Source organism: Pseudoruegeria sp. HB172150 (genome assembly GCF_013184805.1).
GTDB lineage: Bacteria > Pseudomonadota > Alphaproteobacteria > Rhodobacterales > Rhodobacteraceae > Psychromarinibacter.
On record NZ_JAATNG010000001.1, the window covers coordinates 2,242,444 to 2,260,421 of the forward strand.

The following is a 17,978-nucleotide window of genomic DNA, read 5'->3' on the forward strand; positions in this document are numbered from 1 at the left end:
CCGCCCCGACCCTTCAAAATAATCCGCTTCGTTTTCCGTCAAAGAAAACGATCCGTCACCCCCGGAATCCGGTGGCGACGACGAATTTTTCCGAAGAGTCGGATCGGCTGGCTGGTGGCTTGACGTTCGCGACCTTGTCGAAACGCTGTTTCAGAAGGGTCTGAAGACTGCCCTCCGCCCCGCCTGCCAGGACCTTGGCGACAAAGGTGCCGCCCTCGTCCAGCACATCGAAGGCGAACTCCGCCGCCGCTTCGCAGAGTGCAATGATGCGCAGGTGGTCGGTTTGTTTGTGACCCGAGGACGCCGCGGCCATGTCGGACATGACCACGTCGGCGTTGCCGCCAAGCCAGTCCTTGACCTTTTCGTCGGCTCCATCGTCAAGAAAGTCGAGCTGGTAAAGTTCTGCGCCGGAAATCGGTTCGACCTCCTGCAGGTCGATGCCGAGGACGGTGCCCACCGCCTTGCCCTGCTTCTCGCCCAGTGCGTTGACGCGTTTCACGGCCACCTGGCACCAGCCGCCGGGCGCGCAGCCAAGGTCGACGACGCGGGCGCCGGGAACGAGGAAGCGATACCTGTCGTCCAGTTCGAGGATCTTGAAGGCGGCGCGTCCGCGATAGCCCTCGGCCTGCGCACGTTTGACATACGGGTCGTTGAGCTGGCGTTCCAGCCAGCGGGTAGAAGACAGTTTGCGCCCCCTTGCCGTCTTGACCTTTACCCGCAGGTCCCGCTGTCCGCGTCCGCTCGTTTTCTTTGTCATGCGCTTTCTCCTGCCGGCACAGATCGTCTTTGCAGCGCGCGGGGTCAAGCACACCGGAAAGGTTTTGCCCTGCACGCGGCGCTCTGGCAGCTTGCCGGCACGCGCCGAATCTGCCCCAGGAGGACCCGATGGCCTGTGTGATCCACCATAACCCGGATTGCGGCACTTCGCGCAACGTGCTGGCTTTCCTGGAGGCCGCCGGGGCGGACCCGGTCGTGATAGAGTATCTGAAGACGGGATGGACCCGGCCGCAATTGCTGGGGCTGTTCGCGGCGGCAGATCTGACACCACGCGATGCGTTGCGGGTCAGCAAGACACCGGCCGAGGAAATGGGGCTGACCGATCCGTCGGTTTCGGACGAAACGCTGCTGGAAGCGATGGTGGCACATCCGATTCTGGTGAACCGGCCCATCGTCTGCACACCCAAAGGGGTACGGTTGTGCCGACCGAGCGAAGCGGTGTTCGATCTGCTGGAAGCGATGCCCGAGGGGCCGCTGACGAAAGAGGACGGGGAGATCGTGCTCGACGCGGAGGGAAACCGCGTCTGACTGCTCAGTACGGACCGCTTTCCAGCACGCCGTCTGCCGACATCTGGGCGTAGAGCAGCCCTTCGCGCAGGCCACGATCGGCGACCGACAGGCGGTCGGTCGGCCAGACGCGAAGCAATGCCTGCAGGATGGCTGCGCCGGACATGATCAGCGTGTGGCGGTCGCGGCCGATGCGCGGGTCGTTGCGGCGACCGACGGGGCCGAGCGCAAGGTATTCACGGATGACCTTGTCGATTTGTTCGGAGGTCATACGCAGACCGTCGACCTTGTTGCGGTCGTACCGCTTCAGCCCGAGGTGCGACGCCGCCACCGTGGTGACGGTGCCGGAGGTGCCGACGATCTGGAAACCCTCTTTCTGCTGGTTCAGTTCATAGGGCGTGAACTCGACGAGATTCTCTTCGAAGTACCAGCTCATCAATGCGTAGCGGGCCGCATCGTCATCGACGTCGTGGAACTGGTCGCGCAGGGTGGCGACGCCCAGAGGCACAGAGATCCAGTCGACCACCTTCGCGTGGGGAAATGGGCTATCCGTTGGCTTGAAGCCGGTATGAAGGCGCATGATCGCCTTGGGACGGTCGATCTGCCGAACAGACGTGAGGTCGATCCAGACCAGTTCCGTCGAGCCGCCGCCGATGTCGACAACAAGCAACTGATCCGTCTTGGTCGAGACCAGCGGCGCGCAGGAGACGACTGCGAGGCGCGCCTCTTCCTCGGGTTCGATGATTTCGAGCGTAAGGCCGGTTTCCTGCCGGATGTATTGCATGAACTCGCCGGCATTGGTGGCGCGCCGGCAGGCTTCTGTCGCGACGAGGCGCATGCGCCGGACCTCGTGCTTCATGAGCTTTCGTTTACAGATGCGCAGCGCCTGCACGGTACGCGCCATCGAAGCACGGCCCAGCCTGCCGGACCGTTCCAGCCCGGCACCGAGCTGCACCGATTTCGAAAAGCTGTCGACAACGTGAAACTGGTTGCCCTTTGGCTGGGCAATCAACATACGACAACTATTCGTGCCCAGATCCAGCGCGGCATACAGCTCTGCCGGGTCCGGACGTGCGGGGCCTATGGGCTCGACCGGGATCGGTCCCGGGAGCGCGCCCCCGCCTCCGGGACGCTTGGGCGTCATAACTCCGCCCTCCAACTCAAGGTTACCGACAAGCTTAGGGTGCGTCGTTCCACCGCGCAAGGGGAAGGCATATCTCCTGCTCATGTTAATCATGAAAACCAAGACGTGTTGCCGGGCTTTGCCGCGAAACGGTTAAAATGCTACCTCAGGAGCATCCGTCGCAAGACGCACATAGGTTGTCGAAAAACAGCACCGTTTCGCGCGCCGCCGCGCGTAGAAGCGGCGAAAGTTCGTGGGAATCGCACATGGCGCAGATCACCATCGTCTACTGGCGGGATATCCCTGCCCAGGTCATCGCCGGCAAGGGTCGGCGCGGAGCAAAGGCGGTGCTGCCGGAGCGGTTCGAACAGGCGATCGACCGGGCTGCCATGAAGGCCGGGGCGCGGGATACCGACGCTTATCTGGCAGAATGGCGCAAGGGCGAGCCGTATGAGGTGGAGGGGGCCGACGCGGATGTCGCGGCTTCCGAGATCGCGCGGCTCGATGCGGAATACGATGCGGCGCGGCTGAAGGCGCTGATCGACAACGACGGATGGGCATGAGCCCGCAGGAGCTATGGAGGGCCGCAATGGCTTTGCTGAATTTCCGTAAGCCCGCAAAGGGCGGTCAGGCAGGATCGGCGGACCTGCAGGCGTTTCTGTCCGGCTATTCCATCGAGGTGATGCCGCGCACGGCATCCAAGGTCGAGGATTTCAAGTCGCTGCTGCCGAAAGGCACCCGCGTCTACATCGCGCATATCGAGGGGACGCCCATCGAGGACATGGTCGCGACGGCGAAACGGCTGGCCGAGGACGGTTTCCCGGTGATGCCGCATTTCCCGGCGCGGATCATCAAGGACGAGGCGACGCTCGCCGACTGGATCGCACGCTACCAGGGCGAGGCCGGCGTGAAGCAGGCGCTGATGCTGGCCGGTGGCGTGGCGCAGCCGGTGGGCGATTTCCACTCTTCGATGCAGCTGCTGGAAACGGGGCTGTTCGACAAGGCCGGGTTCGAGCGGTTGCACGTGGCCGGGCACCCCGAAGGGAACAAGGACATCGATCCGGATGGGTCGGACCGGAACGTTCTGGATGCCCTGCGCTGGAAGCAGGCGTTTTCCGAGCGCACAGACGCGAAGATGGCGCTGGCGACCCAGTTCGCCTTTGAGGCGCAGCCGATCATCGCGTGGGTGGAACGGCTGCAGGCGGAGGGAATTTCGCTGCCGGTCCACATCGGCATCGCCGGACCGGCGAAGCTGCAGACGATGATCAAGTTCGCCATTGCATGCGGTGTCGGCCCGTCGCTGAAGGTGCTGCAGAAGCGGGCGGCGGATGTGACCAAGCTGGTGCTACCCTACGAGCCGAACGATGTGCTGGCGGAACTGGCGGCGCATAAGGCGGCCAATCCGGAGTTTGGCATCGAGCAGGTGCATTTCTTTCCGCTGGGCGGAATCAAGACCTGCGCCGACTACGCCAACGTGCTGCTGGGCGCGGACGCGCCGCTGCGGGCCGTCAACTGATGGCGCCAGCCCTCCTCTTCGATCTGGACGGGACGATGCTGGACAGCGACCCGATCCACGAGGTGGTCTTCCGTGAACTTTGGGAAGGTCATGGCCGGGTCATGGAGGAGGGTTTTTACCATGCGCATGTGCATGGACGGCTGAACGCGGACGTTTTCCGGGAGTTTCTGCCGGAGGTGACGGATCCTCAGAGCCTTTCAGATGAGAAGGAAGCCGAGTTTCGCCGCCGCCTGCCCCGCCCCTACCCGGCGACGCCCGGCGTGGCGTCGCTGCTGGAACGCGCAGAGGCCGAGGGCTGGAAGAAGGCCGTGGTCACGAATGCGATGCGCCCGAATGCCGAGGCGATGCTGGAAGCTATCGGGCTTCGCCGGCACTTCGAGGTTCTGGTGATCGGAGAGGAATGCCCGAGGGGCAAGCCGGACCCCTACCCTTACGCGGAAGCGATGCGGCAGCTTGGTGTGATGTCCGAGCAGTGCATCGCCTTCGAAGACAGCCCGTCCGGGGTACGGTCCGCCGCGGCGGCGGGTGCCTACACGGTCGGCGTTAGGTCCGCCCTGACAGACGAGGCGCTGCGTGCTGCCGGCGCGCGGATGACGATCAAAGATTTCAACGATCCGGCCCTCGAGCCATTGCTCGACGCCCCAACAGGAGCCCTTGCATGACCCGCACCACCGTCGAGTCCAAGTCCAAGACCGTTACCATCGGGTTCGACGAGCCCTTCTGCGTGATCGGCGAGCGCATCAACCCCACTGGCCGCAAGAAGCTGGCCGCCGAACTGGAGGCGGGCGACTTTTCGACCGTGGAACGGGACGCGCTGGAGCAGGTGGCCTGTGGCGCGATGGTGCTGGACGTGAACTCCGGCGCCGTCTTCACCAACAAGATGGCGGAGGATCCCCGCTACGCCGACAACAACTTCGTCGAGCCGATGCTGATGAAGCAGCTTGTCGAGAAGGTACAGTCGCTGGTGGATGTGCCGCTGTGCATCGACTCGTCGGTGCCGGGAGCTCTGGAGAACGGGCTGGCGATGGCCGAAGGCCGGCCCCTGCTGAACTCGGTGACCGGTGAGGAAGAGCGGCTGGAACTGGTTCTGCCGCTGGTCAAGAAATACAACGTGCCGGTGGTGGCGATCTCGAACGACGATACCGGGATCTCGGAAGATCCCGAGGTGCGCTTCGCCGTGGCGAAGAAGATCGTTGAGCGGGCCGCGGATTATGGCATTCCGGCGCATGATATCGTGGTGGATCCGCTGGTAATGCCGATCGGCGCGATGGCCACGGCGGGGCACCAGGTGTTCACGCTGGTGCGGAAGCTGCGCGACGAGTTGGGGGTCAACACGACCTGCGGGGCGTCGAACATCTCCTTCGGGCTGCCGCACCGGCACGGGATCAACGCGGCCTTCCTGCCGATGGCGATCTGCGCCGGCATGACTTCTGCCATCATGAACCCGGTGCGGTCGGTCGAGATGGAAGCGATCCGCGCGGCGAATTTCCTGATGAACAACGACCCGAACGGCGGTGAGTGGATCAAGTTTTCCCGGGTGCTGGACGCGGTGGAGGCCGGGACGCCGTTCGCCGACGCGAGCCGGGAAGCGGCTGCTGCCTCCGGCGGGCGTGGCGGACGTCGTGGCGGTCGGCGGCGGGCTGGCTGAAAATAATATTCTAACCTACTGAAATTAAATGCCGCCGATTTATCAGTGGTCGCGCAAAGCATTGCAGCGAATGTTTTTGTAGTATCTGCAGGAAAATACTTTATTATCGACGTGAATAAAAAAGGATTTTGATTTCAAGAAATCATTGAGGATCTGTTCATGTTAAGGTTTTTCATTGGCGCTCTTCTTTTGATTCTCTCTTTTCTGGCGTTTGCATTGTTAATCAGACTCTGGCCGGTCTACGAGTTAGCCACACTGACAAGCGGCGCTGCCCCGGAAATTGCAGTACACCAAGTGGCTCAAGGCGTGTCTACTCTCGAAGACTCCGATGTCGTCGATGATAGGACCGGTTCAACGAACAATTCGATCGGGCCTACTAATGCCGCCGCTCCTACACCAACAACGAACGGCGCGGCGGGTGAAGAGTCAGGCAACGCAGAACACCAGGTTGTTCGACTCGCAATGAATTGGGGAACGTTTTGGCCCTGCAAGATCTGCGATGAGTTGCCAACAGAACCGCGGACAATGCTAATAATTTTACTCGCGGGCGGAATCGGCAGTGCGGTTTACGTGGCGACTTCATTCTCATCGTTTGTCGGCAACCGGACGTTTCAATCAAGTTGGGGCTGGTGGTACTTCCTTCGCCTACCGATCGGCATGGGCTTGGCCTTGATATTCTATCTTCTTGTTCGCAGCGGCTTGGACAATCCGCTCACAGAAGTCGAGAATACTGCGGATATGCCGACCGGTCCATTCGGGCTTGCCGCTATCGCGGCAATGGCGGGCATGTTCTCAAAACAAGCTGCTGACAAACTCAATGACCTGTTCGAAACGCTGTTCCGGTCGGACGAGAATGCCAAACGCGCCGACAAGCTCAAAGAAGAGGCACCGGAAATAAGATCAATTGAACCGCCTGAAACTTTGGCCGGCACCAATGACCCGACAATTAGAATAATGGGAACTGGCTTCACGGAATCCAGTGAAGTCAGGGTTAACGAAAAGATCCGTCCTTCCAGTTTTGACAAGGAAACGAATGTGATAACCACCACTCTTGCCGCCGAAGATATCAAAACGGAAGGCGACCTTAGTATCGAAATCATCAATACGAGCGCACAAGGAGGCAAATCAAAATCTTTTACCCACAAAGTCGTGAAGGCACCCCAAACACCGTAATCTAGCGCACCGAAGACGATCTTGGCGCGACGCCGGCCTCTGCTTCAACCCGGCGACCATTCACACTGTCGAATCGTTTCAATGGTGCAAACGCTGGCCAACTTTTGCACGAACATGCTAGTTGCTCTCCGCCATTTTTGCCCAGTTACCGCTTTCCTGGCTCCAGTATTGCGCGGCGCAGCCTGCCTGGGTGAGTTCACGCCATTGGCCACGGGCCGTTTCCACCGCGCTCGGGTCGTTACCGTCGAAGAGGATGCAAACTCTTTCGGCCGAGTTGACTTCCTCGGGGGCAACTCCGGCGCCGTCGATCGTCATCAGGCATTGAGCGTTGTTCGGGTTTTCCGGTGCCGTTGTCAGCAAAACCGGCTGATCGGCGTCGAACTCTCCGCCGGCAAGGCCGTGGGGCAGGAACTGCTCTTCCGGTCCGAGCCACAACTTATCGTCGAGCCACGTCATGCGGTCTTTGGAGGTGCCGCGGACCGCCACGCGCCAGCCCGCCTGGCGTGCCTTGCCAAGAAGCATCGGCAAGGTCGCCTCAAGCGGTGCGCGAGTCAGGTGGTAGAAATACGCGGCGCCCATTTTTTCCTTTGGATTAAGCGATTACGCGACAACGTTTATGCTTCATAGCCATCCACTATCAGCCGGTTCAGCGCCAGCACACCCCAGCCGGTGGCGCCTTTGGGCGCAAGATCGGTGGGTGATTTGAGGCTGGCGACGCCGGCGATGTCGAGATGGATCCAGGGAACGTCGTCCTTGACGAAGCGCTTGAGGAACTGCGCGGCGGTGATCGAGCCGGCGGGGCGGCCGCCGACGTTCTTCATGTCGGCGACGCTGGACTTGAGAAGCTTGTCGTAGCCTTCGCCCAAGGGCATGCGCCAGGCGCCCTCGCCCTCGGTCTTCGCGGCCGTCAAAAAGGCATCGGCCAGCTCGTCGTTGTTGGAGAAGACGCCCGCCATCTCGTGGCCGAGGCCGATGATGATCGCGCCCGTCAGGGTGGCGAGGTTGATCATGCCGACGGGCTTGAACCGCTCCTGCGCGTACCAGAGCACGTCGCAGAGGACGAGGCGGCCTTCGGCGTCGGTGTTGATCACTTCAACCGTGTCGCCCTTCATGGATTTCACCACATCGCCGGGGCGCTGCGCCTTGCCGTCGGGCATGTTCTCGACCAGGCCGACGAGCCCGACGACATTTGCCTTTGCCTTTCGCAGGGCCAGCGTCTTCATCACGCCGGAAACCGTTCCGGCGCCGCCCATGTCCATGGTCATGTCTTCCATGCCGGCGGCGGGTTTCAGGCTGATGCCGCCGGTGTCGAAGACAACGCCCTTGCCGACCAGAGCGAAGGGCGCCTCTTTACCGCCACCCTTCCACTGCATCACGACGACCTTGGACGGGCTTGCGCTGCCCTGCCCCACGGCCAGAAGTGTGCGCATGCCGAGCTTTTCAAGGTCGGCTTCCTCCAGCACCTCGACCTCGACACCAAGGTCGCTCAGGCCCTGCAGGCGATTGGCGAATTCGGTGGTCGTCAGGATATTGGACGGCTCGTTCACGAGGTCGCGGGTGAAGAACACACCTTCGGCCAGCGCGAGAATCGCGTCGGGCGAGACATCGTCAGGCTTCGACACCATGGCGGTGACGGCGCCCTCGGTTTTCTCCTCGGCGGTCAAGTGGGCGGTGAAGGCATAGACGCGGAGGACGAGACCCAGGAGGAGGTCCTCGACCTCCTTCAGGGCACCGGCAATGACCAGAAGGTCCTTGTTGTACTTCCACTTTCCAATCGTTCCGCCAGCCTTTCGCGCGACGCTCTTTGGCGCGCGGCGCGATAGCTTGATCACCTGCAATGACAGCGCGGCCATCCCCGTCGGATAGGCAATGTCGATGACATCGCCTTCCTTCATGTTGCTGAACCGTTCGGACCCCAGGAACCGCTCGAGTGCCCCTTTCGTCAGCCGGTTCACGCGGCGCGCGGGCTGCGAAAGCTTGCCGTCAGGCTCGCAGATCAGCACGACGCGGCCTTCGAAGCCGGCGATGGCGTCGAGGTCGATTTCGGCGATTTCAAGGGATACGGGTGAGGTCATAGCGCGGTCGCTCCATCCAGTGTTTGTATCTACCTATCGCCGGGCAACCAGATTTGCCAGTTATCAGTTTGCCCCTCCTGCCCGATACGATAACCTGCCTCAAAACGGGCGGCAGACCGGCGGAACGTGGCACGATTCGACAGATATATCCTGTCTCAGCTGATGATGCTGTTCGGGTTCTTCGCCCTTGTTCTGGTGCTGATCTACTGGATCAACCGGGCGGTGGTGCTGTTCGATCAGCTGATCGCGAACGGCCAGGCGGCCAGCGTGTTCTTCGAATTCACGGCCCTTTCCCTGCCCAACGTGATCCGGCTGGTCTTGCCGATCGCGGGCTTTGCCGCTTCGGTCTATGTCGCCAACCGCCTGACCGCCGAAAGCGAGCTTGTCGTGGTTCAGGCCACCGGGTTTTCGCCTTACCGGATGGTGCGGCCCGTGCTGATCTTCGGGCTGATCGTCGGCGCGATGATGTCGGTGCTGACACATTACCTGGTGCCGCAGTCGATCATCCGGCTGAACCAGAGACAGGGAGAGATTGCCGAGAACATCTCTGCCCGGCTGCTGACCGAGGGCCAGTTCCTGCATCCGGCGAGTGGTGTGACCTTCTATATCCGTGAGATCACGCCGCAGGGTGACCTGCGCGACGTGTTCCTGTCGGACGCGCGCAATCCGGACGAGCGGGTGACCTACACGGCGCGGCAGGCTTTGCTGGTCCGCAGCGACGGCGGGCCGCAGCTGGTGATGTTCGATGGCATGGCGCAGAGGCTGCAGATCGAAAGCCAGCGGCTTTCGACCACGAGTTTCGATGACTTCGCCTATGACATCTCTGGCCTGATCGATGCGTTTGAGCCTGGCGGCCGCAGCGTGAAGGAGATGACGACTCCGGAACTGCTTTGGCCGACCGCGGCCGGGATGGAGGAAACCGGGGAATCTGCGGCGCGGATGATGTATGAAGGGCACGGACGGATCACGCAGGCGCTGCTGGCGGTGCTTGCGCCGCTGGTCGGCTTTTCCGCGATGCTGATCGGTAATTTCTCGCGCTTCGGACGCTGGCGGCAGATCTTCGGGGCGCTGGTGGCGATTGCGGTCGTAAAGAGCTTTGATAACGCTTTCGCTGACGTGGCGCGCAACGATCCGTCGATGTGGTTCGCTGCCTATGGCGCCTGTGTGCTTGGCCTTGTGGTGGTGCTGGCGCTGTTGTGGGTCGCAGACCGGCCGAACCTGTTCCGCCGCCGACGCGGACAGGAGGCGGGCGCATGATCCTGCACATGTATTTCGCGCGCCGGTTTCTAACAGCGTTCCTCGGTGTCTTCGGGATATTCTTTGCGCTGTTCGTTCTGCTCGACATGGTGGAGCAGATTCGCAAGTTCGAAACGGGAGAGGTCGGGTTCCTGCAGATACTGAAGCTGACACTGCTGAACGTACCGCAGGGCCTGTACGCGATATTGCCGCTGATCATGGTGCTGGCGACACTGACTCTGTTTCTGACGCTGGCGCGCACCTCGGAAATGGTGATCACCCGCGCCTCTGGCCGGTCCGCGATGCAAAGCCTGATCTCGCCAGTGCTGGTGGCGATGCTGATCGGCGTGGTGTCCGTGGCCGTCCTGAACCCGATCGTAGCGGCCACCTCGAAGCAATATGAGATCCTGGCCGGCCGACTGAAAGGCAATGGCGCTTCGGTGTTGTCGGTCAGCCGCGAAGGGTTGTGGTTGCGACAGGGCGGACCGGAGGGGCAGACTGTGATCCATGCTGCCGGCGCCAACCTGGAAGGTACCGAGCTATATGACGTTACATTCATCGCCTTCGAACCGGACGGCGCACCGCGCCAGCGGATAGAAGCGGCTTCGGCAGAACTGACCAGCGGATCTTGGCAGATCCGCGATGCGAAGGTCTGGGACCTGAGTGACAGCGATAACCCCGAACGCGACGCGACCACGCATGCCGAGCTCGAAATCCCCTCTACCCTGACGGAACAGCAGATCCAGGACAGCTTTGGGACACCCGCTTCGGTGCCGATCTGGGACCTGCCGGGCTTCATCCAACAGCTGGAACAGGCCGGCTTTTCCGCACGCAGTCATCGCGTATGGCTGCAGACCGAACTGGCACTGCCGGTGACGATGGCGGCGATGGTGCTGGTGGCGGCGGGCTTTACCATGCGGCACACCCGGTTCGGGCGAACGGGCCTGATGGTGATGCTGGCGCTCGGGCTGGGGTTTGCGGTCTATTTTCTTCGGAACTTCGCGCAGATCCTCGGCGACAACGGGCAATTGCCAGTGGCACTGGCTGCCTGGACCGTGCCGGTTGCGGCGGTGATCCTGTCGCTGGGCATCCTCCTGAACCTGGAGGACGGCTGATGCGAAATGGGTGGGGGCACCTGCTTCGCTGTTGTCTGGCTGGCTTGTTTCTGCTGGCCGGCCCTGCGCTTGCACAGGAAGACCGGCTTGCAACGCTGGTCGCCGACAGCGTCAGTTTCGACGGGCGCGACAAGGTGCGCGCCAGCGGGCATGTGGAGATCTTCTACGACGGTCAGCGGCTGCTGGCGGAAGAGCTGATCTACGATCAGGCGAGAGACGAGCTGCAGCTTTTCGGGCCGATCACTCTGATTGATGCCACCGGGCAGATCTTTACGGCTCGTTACGGCGAGCTGTCGGGTGATCTGCGCAATGGCATCATGCAAAGCGCGCGGGTGGTGATCGAAGAACAGATGCAGGTGGCGGCGGCAGAGATCCAGCGGGTCGGCGGGCGCTACACGCAATTGCACAAAACCGTCGCGTCTTCCTGCAAGGTCTGTGCCGGCAGTCCGACGCCCCTGTGGCAGATCCGTGCGGAGCGGGTGATCCACGATCAGCAGGAGCGCCAGCTTTATTTCGAGAATGCGCGGTTCGAGGTGGCGGGCCTGCCGATCCTGTGGACGCCGCGGTTGCGTCTTCCCGATCCGACGCTGCGCCGCGCCTCGGGTTTCCTGTATCCGACGCTTCGGCAAAACTCAGCGCTCGGTTTTGGTGTACGCCTGCCCTACTTCAAAACCATCGGCGACCACGCCGACATTCTTTTGACCCCGTATCTCGCACAGAATACGACTACGCTCGAAGGGCGCTACCGGCAGGCGTTTCGCTTTGGCCGCGTGGAGTTCGAGGGCGCACTGTCGCGCGACGATATCGTGCCGGACGAGACTCGCGCCTATTTGTTCGGACGAGGTGAGTTCTACCTGCCTGGTGATTTCACGCTGAACCTGGGCGTTCAGCTGGTCTCGGATCCCGGCTACCTGGATACCTATGACTTCTCAGACGATGACCGGCTGACGAACGAACTCGAACTGACACGGACACGGCGAAACGAGTATGTCAGCCTGCGGCTGTCATCGTTGCGAACCCTTCGCGACAACGAGATTCCGATTGAAGACACGCTGGCCACCAACCTGGTTCGCGGCAGCTATGACCTGCGCATGCCGGATGTTTGGGGGGGCGAGGCGCGCGTGCTGTTCGACATCATGGGGTATGAGCGCGAAGCCGACGAGGTTGACGCCGCACTGGCGGCGAGCTGTGTGACGGTCGAGGCTGCGGAATGCCTTGCCCGGGACGTATTCAGAAGCACGGCCGAGCTTGGCTGGTACCGCAACTGGCTGCTGCGCAACGGCATGATAGCGCGGGTCGAAGGCGAAATCGCCGGCGATTTTTACATTGTCGGGCAGGACCCGAACCTCGACACGGAGCTGGTCCGCGTCACACCGACGGCGGCGATGGAGCTGCGCTGGCCATTGGCACGAACTGCAGCAAATGGCGGACGCGATGTGCTGGAACCCATGGTGCAGGTCGCCTGGTCCGAAAGCTACGGCGACGACACGGTCCCCAACGAAGACAGCACGCTGGTGGAGTTCGACGAGGGCAACTTACTGGCACTGAGCCGGTTTCCCGGCCGGGACGTGCGGGAGACCGGGCTGCGCACCGCCGTTGGCCTAGCCTGGACGCATTACACCCCGTCGGGCCAGGAATATGCCGTGTCCGTCGGCAAGATATTCCGCGCAACCGACCCGGACCTGTTCTCGACGTCCTCCGGGCTGGACGGAACCGTCTCTGACTGGCTGGTCGCCGGACGTGTCGAAATTGCCGAGCGGCTGAGCCTGAGCAACCGGTCACTCTTCGACAACGGCTTTGACTTCACCAAGTCCGAGACACGTTTGAGCTACCTCGGTCAAAGGCTGACTGCGGGCGCCAGCTATATCTGGTCCGTCGCAGCACCGAGCGTTGGCCGGACCGAAGATATCTCGGAGTGGGAGCTGGACATGGCTTACCGGTTCGACCGGCACTGGACGGGCAAGGCGAGTTGGCGCTACGACTTGATCTCCGGCAGCGCAGCGGAGGCGGGACTGGGCCTTGAATACAACAACGAGTGCGTCAGTATCGATCTTTCCCTCTCGCGAAGCTTCACGTCCTCGACTAATGTAGAGCCGACGACGGATGTGGGACTGACGGTTGCGCTGAACGGTTTCGGAAGCGACGGCCGGGCCTACGCACGAAGTTGCACAATGTGAGGGGCTAGGCACCGCCGAACGGTGCGCGTACAAGGTCCACCGACAGACAGAGCAGACGGAAGAACAGCCCATGCCGATCACCCGCCTACTGACCGCGATATGTCTCGCAGCCATGGTGGCTGCCGTCGGGCTGACACCTGCTGCCGCCCAGGGCAACATGTTTGCGCCGGTGGTGAAGGTCAACGACCGGGTGGTGACACAATACGAGGTCAATCAGCGGGCGCGGTTCTACGAGGTGTTGAGCGCACCTGGCGACTCCACCGAACTGGCGATCGAAAAGCTGATTGAGGAACGTTTGCAGCAGGATGCCGCCGCAGCGCTGGGAATCCAGGCTCCGGAAGAGGCAATTGAGGAAGGTTTGGTGGAATTCGCCAGCCGGGCCAACCTGGAACCGGAACAATTCCTGCAGGCGATCAGCAGCGAAGGCATCTCGCCGGAAACCGTTCGTGCCTTTGTCGAAGCCGGTGTTCTGTGGCGCCAGGTCGTGCGGGCGAAATTTGGCCCGCAGGCGCAGGTGACCGATGCAGAAGTCGACCGCGCAATTGCCATCGCCTCAAGCTCGGGCGGCCGCACCGGGGGCGTCAGAGTCCTGCTCTCGGAGATCTTCCTGCCCACCAACACGCCAGAGGCAGCCGCCGCAGCACAGCAGCGGGCCGCCGAGATCAGCCGGATCGAAACGCTGCCCGCATTCGCCGAGGCTGCGCGCCGCTACTCCGCCGCCCCGTCCCGCGACAGTGGCGGGCGCCAGAACTGGATACCCTTGTCGCGGCTGCCGCCGGAACTGCGGCCGCAGATCCTTGCGCTGGCGCCCGGTCAGGTCCTCGGACCGATCCAGGTGCCCAACGCGATCGCTTTCTTCCAGCTCCGCGCGCTTGAGGAAACAGGCGCGCCGCAAGAGGAAACTGCGGCGATCGAGTTCGCACGTTTCTTCATTCCCGGCGGTCGGACCGGAAAAGCACTTTCCGAGGCGCGCCGGATCCGGAACGAAATCGACACCTGCGACGATCTCTACGGAATTGCCAAGGGACTCCCCGAGGAACGGCTTCTGCGTGAGACTCTGCCGGTGGAGCAGATCCCGGGCGACATCGCCCTTGAGCTGGCCAAGCTCGACGAGAACGAGGTGTCGACGGCTCTTACAACCGCGCAGGACCAGACACTGGTATTCCTGATGTTGTGCGGGCGGACTGCGGAACTGAACCTGGATCTCGACCGCAATCAAACCCGCCAGCAATTGCTGAACCAGCGCCTGGCATCCTATGCCGAAGGCTATCTGTCCGAGCTGAAGGCGGACGCCTACATCGTCTACCCATGACCGCGCCCGTCGCCCTGACGGTGGGCGAACCGGGCGGTATTGGCCCCGAAATTGCGGTGGCGGCCTGGGAAACGTTGCGCGGTGAAGACGGTGCATTTTTCTGGATAGGTGATCCATCGCATCTTCCGGCCGGATCTCCGGCTGTTGAGATCGATGCGCCGGACGATGCAGCTGCGGTCTTCGGCCAAGCCCTACCCGTTTTGCGGCATGATTTCGCGGGCCCCGCCGAGCCAGGACAAGCGCAGCCGGCGCATGCGCAAGCCGTGATCGATGTGATTGCCCGGGCCGTCGACCTGGCGCGTTCGGGCGCGGCCTCTGCCGTCTGTACCTGTCCGATACACAAGAAGGCCCTGATCGACGGCGCGGGGTTCGCCTATCCGGGTCATACCGAGTATCTTGCGGCGCTGGCGGGTGTGGACCGGGTGGTGATGATGCTTGCCTCGGATGCGCTTAGGGTCGTACCGACGACAATCCACATCCCGCTTTCAGATGTACCTGCCGTGCTGACGGCGAACCTGCTGGAAGAGACGCTGCGGATCACCCATGCCGGTCTGGTTCGCGACTTCGGAATTCCCGAGCCTCGCATTGCGGTGGCAGGGCTGAATCCCCACGCGGGCGAAGGCGGTGCGATGGGGCACGAGGATGCGGACCTGATCGAGCCGGTCGTCCAGAAGCTTCACGACGAGCAGATGCTGGTATTCGGCCCCCTGCCCGCCGACACGATGTTCCATGCCGCCGCCCGCGCCCGATATGATGCGGCGGTCTGCATGTATCACGATCAGGCGCTGATCCCGATCAAGACGCTGGATTTCGACCGCGGCGTCAACGTGACGCTGGGGTTGCCATTCATCCGCACATCCCCGGATCACGGCACCGCTTTCGACATCGCAGGCAAGGGGCTGGCGAACCCATCAAGCCTTATCGAAGCGCTGCGGCTTGCCCACCGGATGGCGCGGGCGCGCGGCGTTTCGCCATGAAAGATTTGTGCCTCCGGCGGGGTTGTTTCCGGCCAGAAGAAGGGAGAGCCGGATCCAGGCTGGTTCCTGACGGATATACATCTGCCGGAATTCTGTGCCGCGATGCTGGGCGCCGGGACCGGTTCAGATGAGCGCCATCGACAGCCTGCCGCCGCTGCGCCAGGTGATCGCGGATCACGATCTGCGGGCCAAGAAATCTCTGGGACAGAACTTCCTTCTGGATCTGAATCTGACGGCGAAGATTGCCCGGGTCGCCGGAGACCTTTCGAACTGCGACGTGCTTGAGGTCGGGCCCGGGCCCGGTGGACTGACCCGCGGGTTGCTGGCCGAAGGCGCGCGCAAGGTGCTGGCGTTGGAGAAGGACGCGCGCTGTCTTCCGGCGCTGGCGGAAATCTCGGAGGCTTACCCCGGTCGGTTGGAAGTAATCGAGGGTGACGCACTGAAGGTCGACCCGCTCGCCCATTTGACACCGCCGATCCGGGTGGCCGCGAACCTGCCCTACAATGTCGGAACCGAATTGCTGGTGCGATGGCTGACGCCGCCCGAATGGCCGCCGTTCTGGGAGAGCCTGACGCTGATGTTCCAGAAGGAGGTGGCGCAACGTATCGTGGCGCAGCCCGGATCGAAGGCCTACGGCCGGCTTGCGGTGCTGGCACAATGGCGCTGCGATACACGGATCGCGATGGAACTGCCGCCGGAGGCATTCACACCTCCGCCGAAGATCCGCTCTGCCGTCGTACACCTTACTGCCCTGCCCACACCGCGATATCCTGCAGATCCCGATGTTCTGCAGCGGATCACAGCAGCGGCGTTCAATCAGCGGCGCAAGATGCTGCGCGCATCTCTGAAAGGGTTGGCGCCGGATATCGAGGACCGACTGATCGCCGCCAACATCGCGCCGACAGATCGGGCCGAGCAGATCGACCTGGAACGGTTCTGCGCCCTGGCGCGGGAGATGGAGACGTGAGCACGGAGATCCTGTTCATCACGCATGCCGACGTGGCGATAGACGCAGCCGTGCCGGTACCGGATTGGGGCCTGAACGAGCGCGGAAAAGCGAGGCATCGGGCCCATGCGGCAGAGCTGCGGGGCACGGCGTTCTCTGCCATCTGGTGCAGCAGAGAGAGGAAAGCGCGCGACGGGGCCGCCATCCTGTCCGACGCGCTAGGCGTGCCTGTGACTGAAGATGCGCGGCTGGGCGAAAACGACCGGTCGGCAACGGGCTACATGCCGAAGGTCGAATTCGAACGCGCGGCGGACGCGTTCTTTGCCGAACCGGACCTCAGTTTTCACGGGTGGGAGACAGCTCGAGACGCGCAGACGCGGATCGTCACCGCCGTGAGCGATATCTGCGACAATGCGACGGGTAATCTCGCTATCGTTTCCCACGGCGGGGTCGGCGCGTTGCTGCTCTGCCATTTGATGGCTGTCCCGATCTCGCGTGAGATGGACCAGCCAGGCGGCGGGGGTGGCAATGCGTTCCGGTTTACCTGGCCCGACAAGTACCTGCTGCACGGGTGGCGCGATATCGCGCCGCTCTAGCCGTCACTCGGCCGCAGCCGCATCGGATGCCTTTTCGTCCGGTGCGTCGCCACCGTTCTCTGTCTTCGCCTTGGGCTTGCGGCTACGGGGCTTGCGCTGAGGCTTGCTTTCCGGCGTTTCGACGAGACCGCTATCGTCGTCCTCGGACCCGAAATCGATGACGTCGCCGGGCGCTTCGTTTCGATCGTTCCGCGTCTTCTGACCGTTGCCGTTCTGCTGTTTCGCCTCTTCATGCTGTTGGGGCTGCGGCTGTTCGGCGGCCTGCGGATCGTCCCGGTCCTTGCCGGACTGGTCGGGACGCTGATCGGATTTCTGCTGCTGACGGTCGCGTTGCTGCTGTTCCTGCTGCTCGCGGCGCTGATCTTGTTCTTTCTGCGCCTCGGCCAACATGCGCGTGTAATGTTCGGCATGTTGCTGGAAGTTTTCCGTCGCTACGCGGTCGCCGGAAAGTTGTGCATCGCGGGCGAGTTGATTGTACTTGTCAATGATTTGCTGCGGCGTGCCGCGAACCTTTCCCTCGGGGCCTGACGAGTCGAAGACCCGGTTGACGATATTGCCGACGGACCGGTTGCGCTGCTTGTTGCGCGAACGTGACTTGGACGATCTCATGTTATCTTTTTTTCCAGCCTGTTTTCTGGCTTTGTCCGACGTATCCCGCGTCTTGCGCGGATCGAGTTAATCCTTGAGCCGGACGATTTTGGGCTATTCGGCGAGGGGGAGCATTTATGTTCCCAACGCCCGCTTGCCACCCGAGTAAGCACGGGATTTCTCTTATGACAAGCTAAAAGTCGAAAAATCCG

The 17,978-nt window shown here is 62.3% G+C and carries 18 protein-coding genes; 13 read left to right on the plus strand and 5 right to left on the minus strand.

Translation table 11 applies throughout. The features are described from left to right. Nucleotides 1-55: 55 nt before the first annotated feature. Nucleotides 56-757: an RlmE family RNA methyltransferase gene (locus HCO70_RS10700; protein ID WP_172295705.1), complete on the minus strand. Its 702-nt coding sequence runs from the start codon at nt 755-757 to the stop codon at nt 56-58. A 128-nt stretch (nt 758-885) separates the two neighbouring features. Between HCO70_RS10700 and arsC the strand changes: the two genes are divergently transcribed. After that, nucleotides 886-1,305: an arsenate reductase (glutaredoxin) gene (arsC, locus tag HCO70_RS10705; protein WP_172295707.1), complete on the plus strand. Its 420-nt coding sequence runs from the start codon at nt 886-888 to the stop codon at nt 1,303-1,305. A 4-nt stretch (nt 1,306-1,309) separates the two neighbouring features. On the opposite strand, the gene HCO70_RS10710 is transcribed toward arsC, so the two are convergent. Next, the gene (locus HCO70_RS10710; RefSeq protein ID WP_172295709.1) at nt 1,310-2,428 is read right to left on the minus strand and encodes a Ppx/GppA phosphatase family protein; all 1,119 of its coding nucleotides are present in this window, start codon (nt 2,426-2,428) and stop codon (nt 1,310-1,312) included. Nucleotides 2,429-2,673: 245 nt separating this feature from the next. On the opposite strand from HCO70_RS10710, the gene HCO70_RS10715 reads away from it, so the two are divergent. From HCO70_RS10715 to HCO70_RS10735, 5 genes are all read left to right on the plus strand, one after another. Then, entirely contained in the window at nt 2,674-2,970 is a 297-nt protein-coding gene (locus HCO70_RS10715; RefSeq protein WP_172295711.1) for a virulence factor, read from the plus strand. Between the two features lie 26 nt (nt 2,971-2,996). Then, on the plus strand, nt 2,997-3,923 hold the full coding sequence (locus HCO70_RS10720; RefSeq protein ID WP_172295713.1) for a methylenetetrahydrofolate reductase: 927 nt from the start codon (nt 2,997-2,999) through the stop codon (nt 3,921-3,923). Next, the gene (locus HCO70_RS10725) at nt 3,923-4,585 is read left to right on the plus strand and encodes an HAD family phosphatase (RefSeq protein WP_172295715.1); all 663 of its coding nucleotides are present in this window, start codon (nt 3,923-3,925) and stop codon (nt 4,583-4,585) included. The genes HCO70_RS10720 and HCO70_RS10725 overlap by 1 nt, the downstream gene beginning before the upstream one ends. Beyond that, nucleotides 4,582-5,571, plus strand: a complete 990-nt coding sequence (locus HCO70_RS10730) for a methyltetrahydrofolate cobalamin methyltransferase (protein ID WP_172295717.1) — start codon at nt 4,582-4,584, stop codon at nt 5,569-5,571. Before HCO70_RS10725 ends, HCO70_RS10730 begins: the two co-directional genes overlap by 4 nt. 159 nt (nt 5,572-5,730) lie before the next feature. Further along, nucleotides 5,731-6,744, plus strand: a complete 1,014-nt coding sequence (locus tag HCO70_RS10735; RefSeq protein WP_172295719.1) for a hypothetical protein — start codon at nt 5,731-5,733, stop codon at nt 6,742-6,744. Between the two features lie 117 nt (nt 6,745-6,861). On the opposite strand, the gene HCO70_RS10740 is transcribed toward HCO70_RS10735, so the two are convergent. Together HCO70_RS10740 and HCO70_RS10745 are read right to left on the minus strand one after the other, a co-directional pair. Next, complete coding sequence (locus HCO70_RS10740) at nt 6,862-7,323, minus strand: DNA polymerase III subunit chi (RefSeq protein WP_172295721.1); 462 nt, start codon at nt 7,321-7,323, stop codon at nt 6,862-6,864. A 35-nt stretch (nt 7,324-7,358) separates the two neighbouring features. Further along, nucleotides 7,359-8,819: a leucyl aminopeptidase gene (locus HCO70_RS10745; RefSeq protein WP_172295723.1), complete on the minus strand. Its 1,461-nt coding sequence runs from the start codon at nt 8,817-8,819 to the stop codon at nt 7,359-7,361. 126 nt (nt 8,820-8,945) lie between these two features. On the opposite strand from HCO70_RS10745, the gene lptF reads away from it, so the two are divergent. From lptF to HCO70_RS10780, 7 genes are all read left to right on the plus strand, one after another. Further along, on the plus strand, nt 8,946-10,076 hold the full coding sequence (gene lptF / locus HCO70_RS10750) for an LPS export ABC transporter permease LptF (protein ID WP_172295725.1): 1,131 nt from the start codon (nt 8,946-8,948) through the stop codon (nt 10,074-10,076). Beyond that, entirely contained in the window at nt 10,073-11,170 is a 1,098-nt protein-coding gene (lptG, locus tag HCO70_RS10755; RefSeq protein ID WP_172295727.1) for an LPS export ABC transporter permease LptG, read from the plus strand. Before lptF ends, lptG begins: the two co-directional genes overlap by 4 nt. Continuing rightward, nucleotides 11,170-13,347 (plus strand): LPS-assembly protein LptD, encoded by a 2,178-nt coding sequence (locus tag HCO70_RS10760; RefSeq protein WP_172295729.1) that lies wholly within the window; start codon nt 11,170-11,172, stop codon nt 13,345-13,347. The genes lptG and HCO70_RS10760 overlap by 1 nt, the downstream gene beginning before the upstream one ends. A 70-nt stretch (nt 13,348-13,417) precedes the next feature. Further along, nucleotides 13,418-14,659 (plus strand): peptidylprolyl isomerase, encoded by a 1,242-nt coding sequence (locus HCO70_RS10765; RefSeq protein ID WP_172295731.1) that lies wholly within the window; start codon nt 13,418-13,420, stop codon nt 14,657-14,659. Then, nucleotides 14,656-15,636 (plus strand): 4-hydroxythreonine-4-phosphate dehydrogenase PdxA, encoded by a 981-nt coding sequence (gene pdxA, locus HCO70_RS10770; protein ID WP_172295733.1) that lies wholly within the window; start codon nt 14,656-14,658, stop codon nt 15,634-15,636. The genes HCO70_RS10765 and pdxA overlap by 4 nt, the downstream gene beginning before the upstream one ends. Nucleotides 15,637-15,763: 127 nt before the next feature. Beyond that, on the plus strand, nt 15,764-16,603 hold the full coding sequence (gene rsmA / locus HCO70_RS10775; RefSeq protein ID WP_172295735.1) for a 16S rRNA (adenine(1518)-N(6)/adenine(1519)-N(6))-dimethyltransferase RsmA: 840 nt from the start codon (nt 15,764-15,766) through the stop codon (nt 16,601-16,603). After that, a complete protein-coding gene (locus HCO70_RS10780) occupies nt 16,600-17,178 on the plus strand; it encodes a histidine phosphatase family protein (RefSeq protein ID WP_172295737.1) in 579 nt (192 codons plus the stop codon). Before rsmA ends, HCO70_RS10780 begins: the two co-directional genes overlap by 4 nt. Nucleotides 17,179-17,181: 3 nt before the next feature. Here the strand turns inward: HCO70_RS10780 and HCO70_RS10785 are convergent, their stop codons facing one another. Further along, the gene (locus HCO70_RS10785) at nt 17,182-17,787 is read right to left on the minus strand and encodes a DUF4167 domain-containing protein (protein WP_172295739.1); all 606 of its coding nucleotides are present in this window, start codon (nt 17,785-17,787) and stop codon (nt 17,182-17,184) included. Nucleotides 17,788-17,978: the final 191 nt, after the last annotated feature.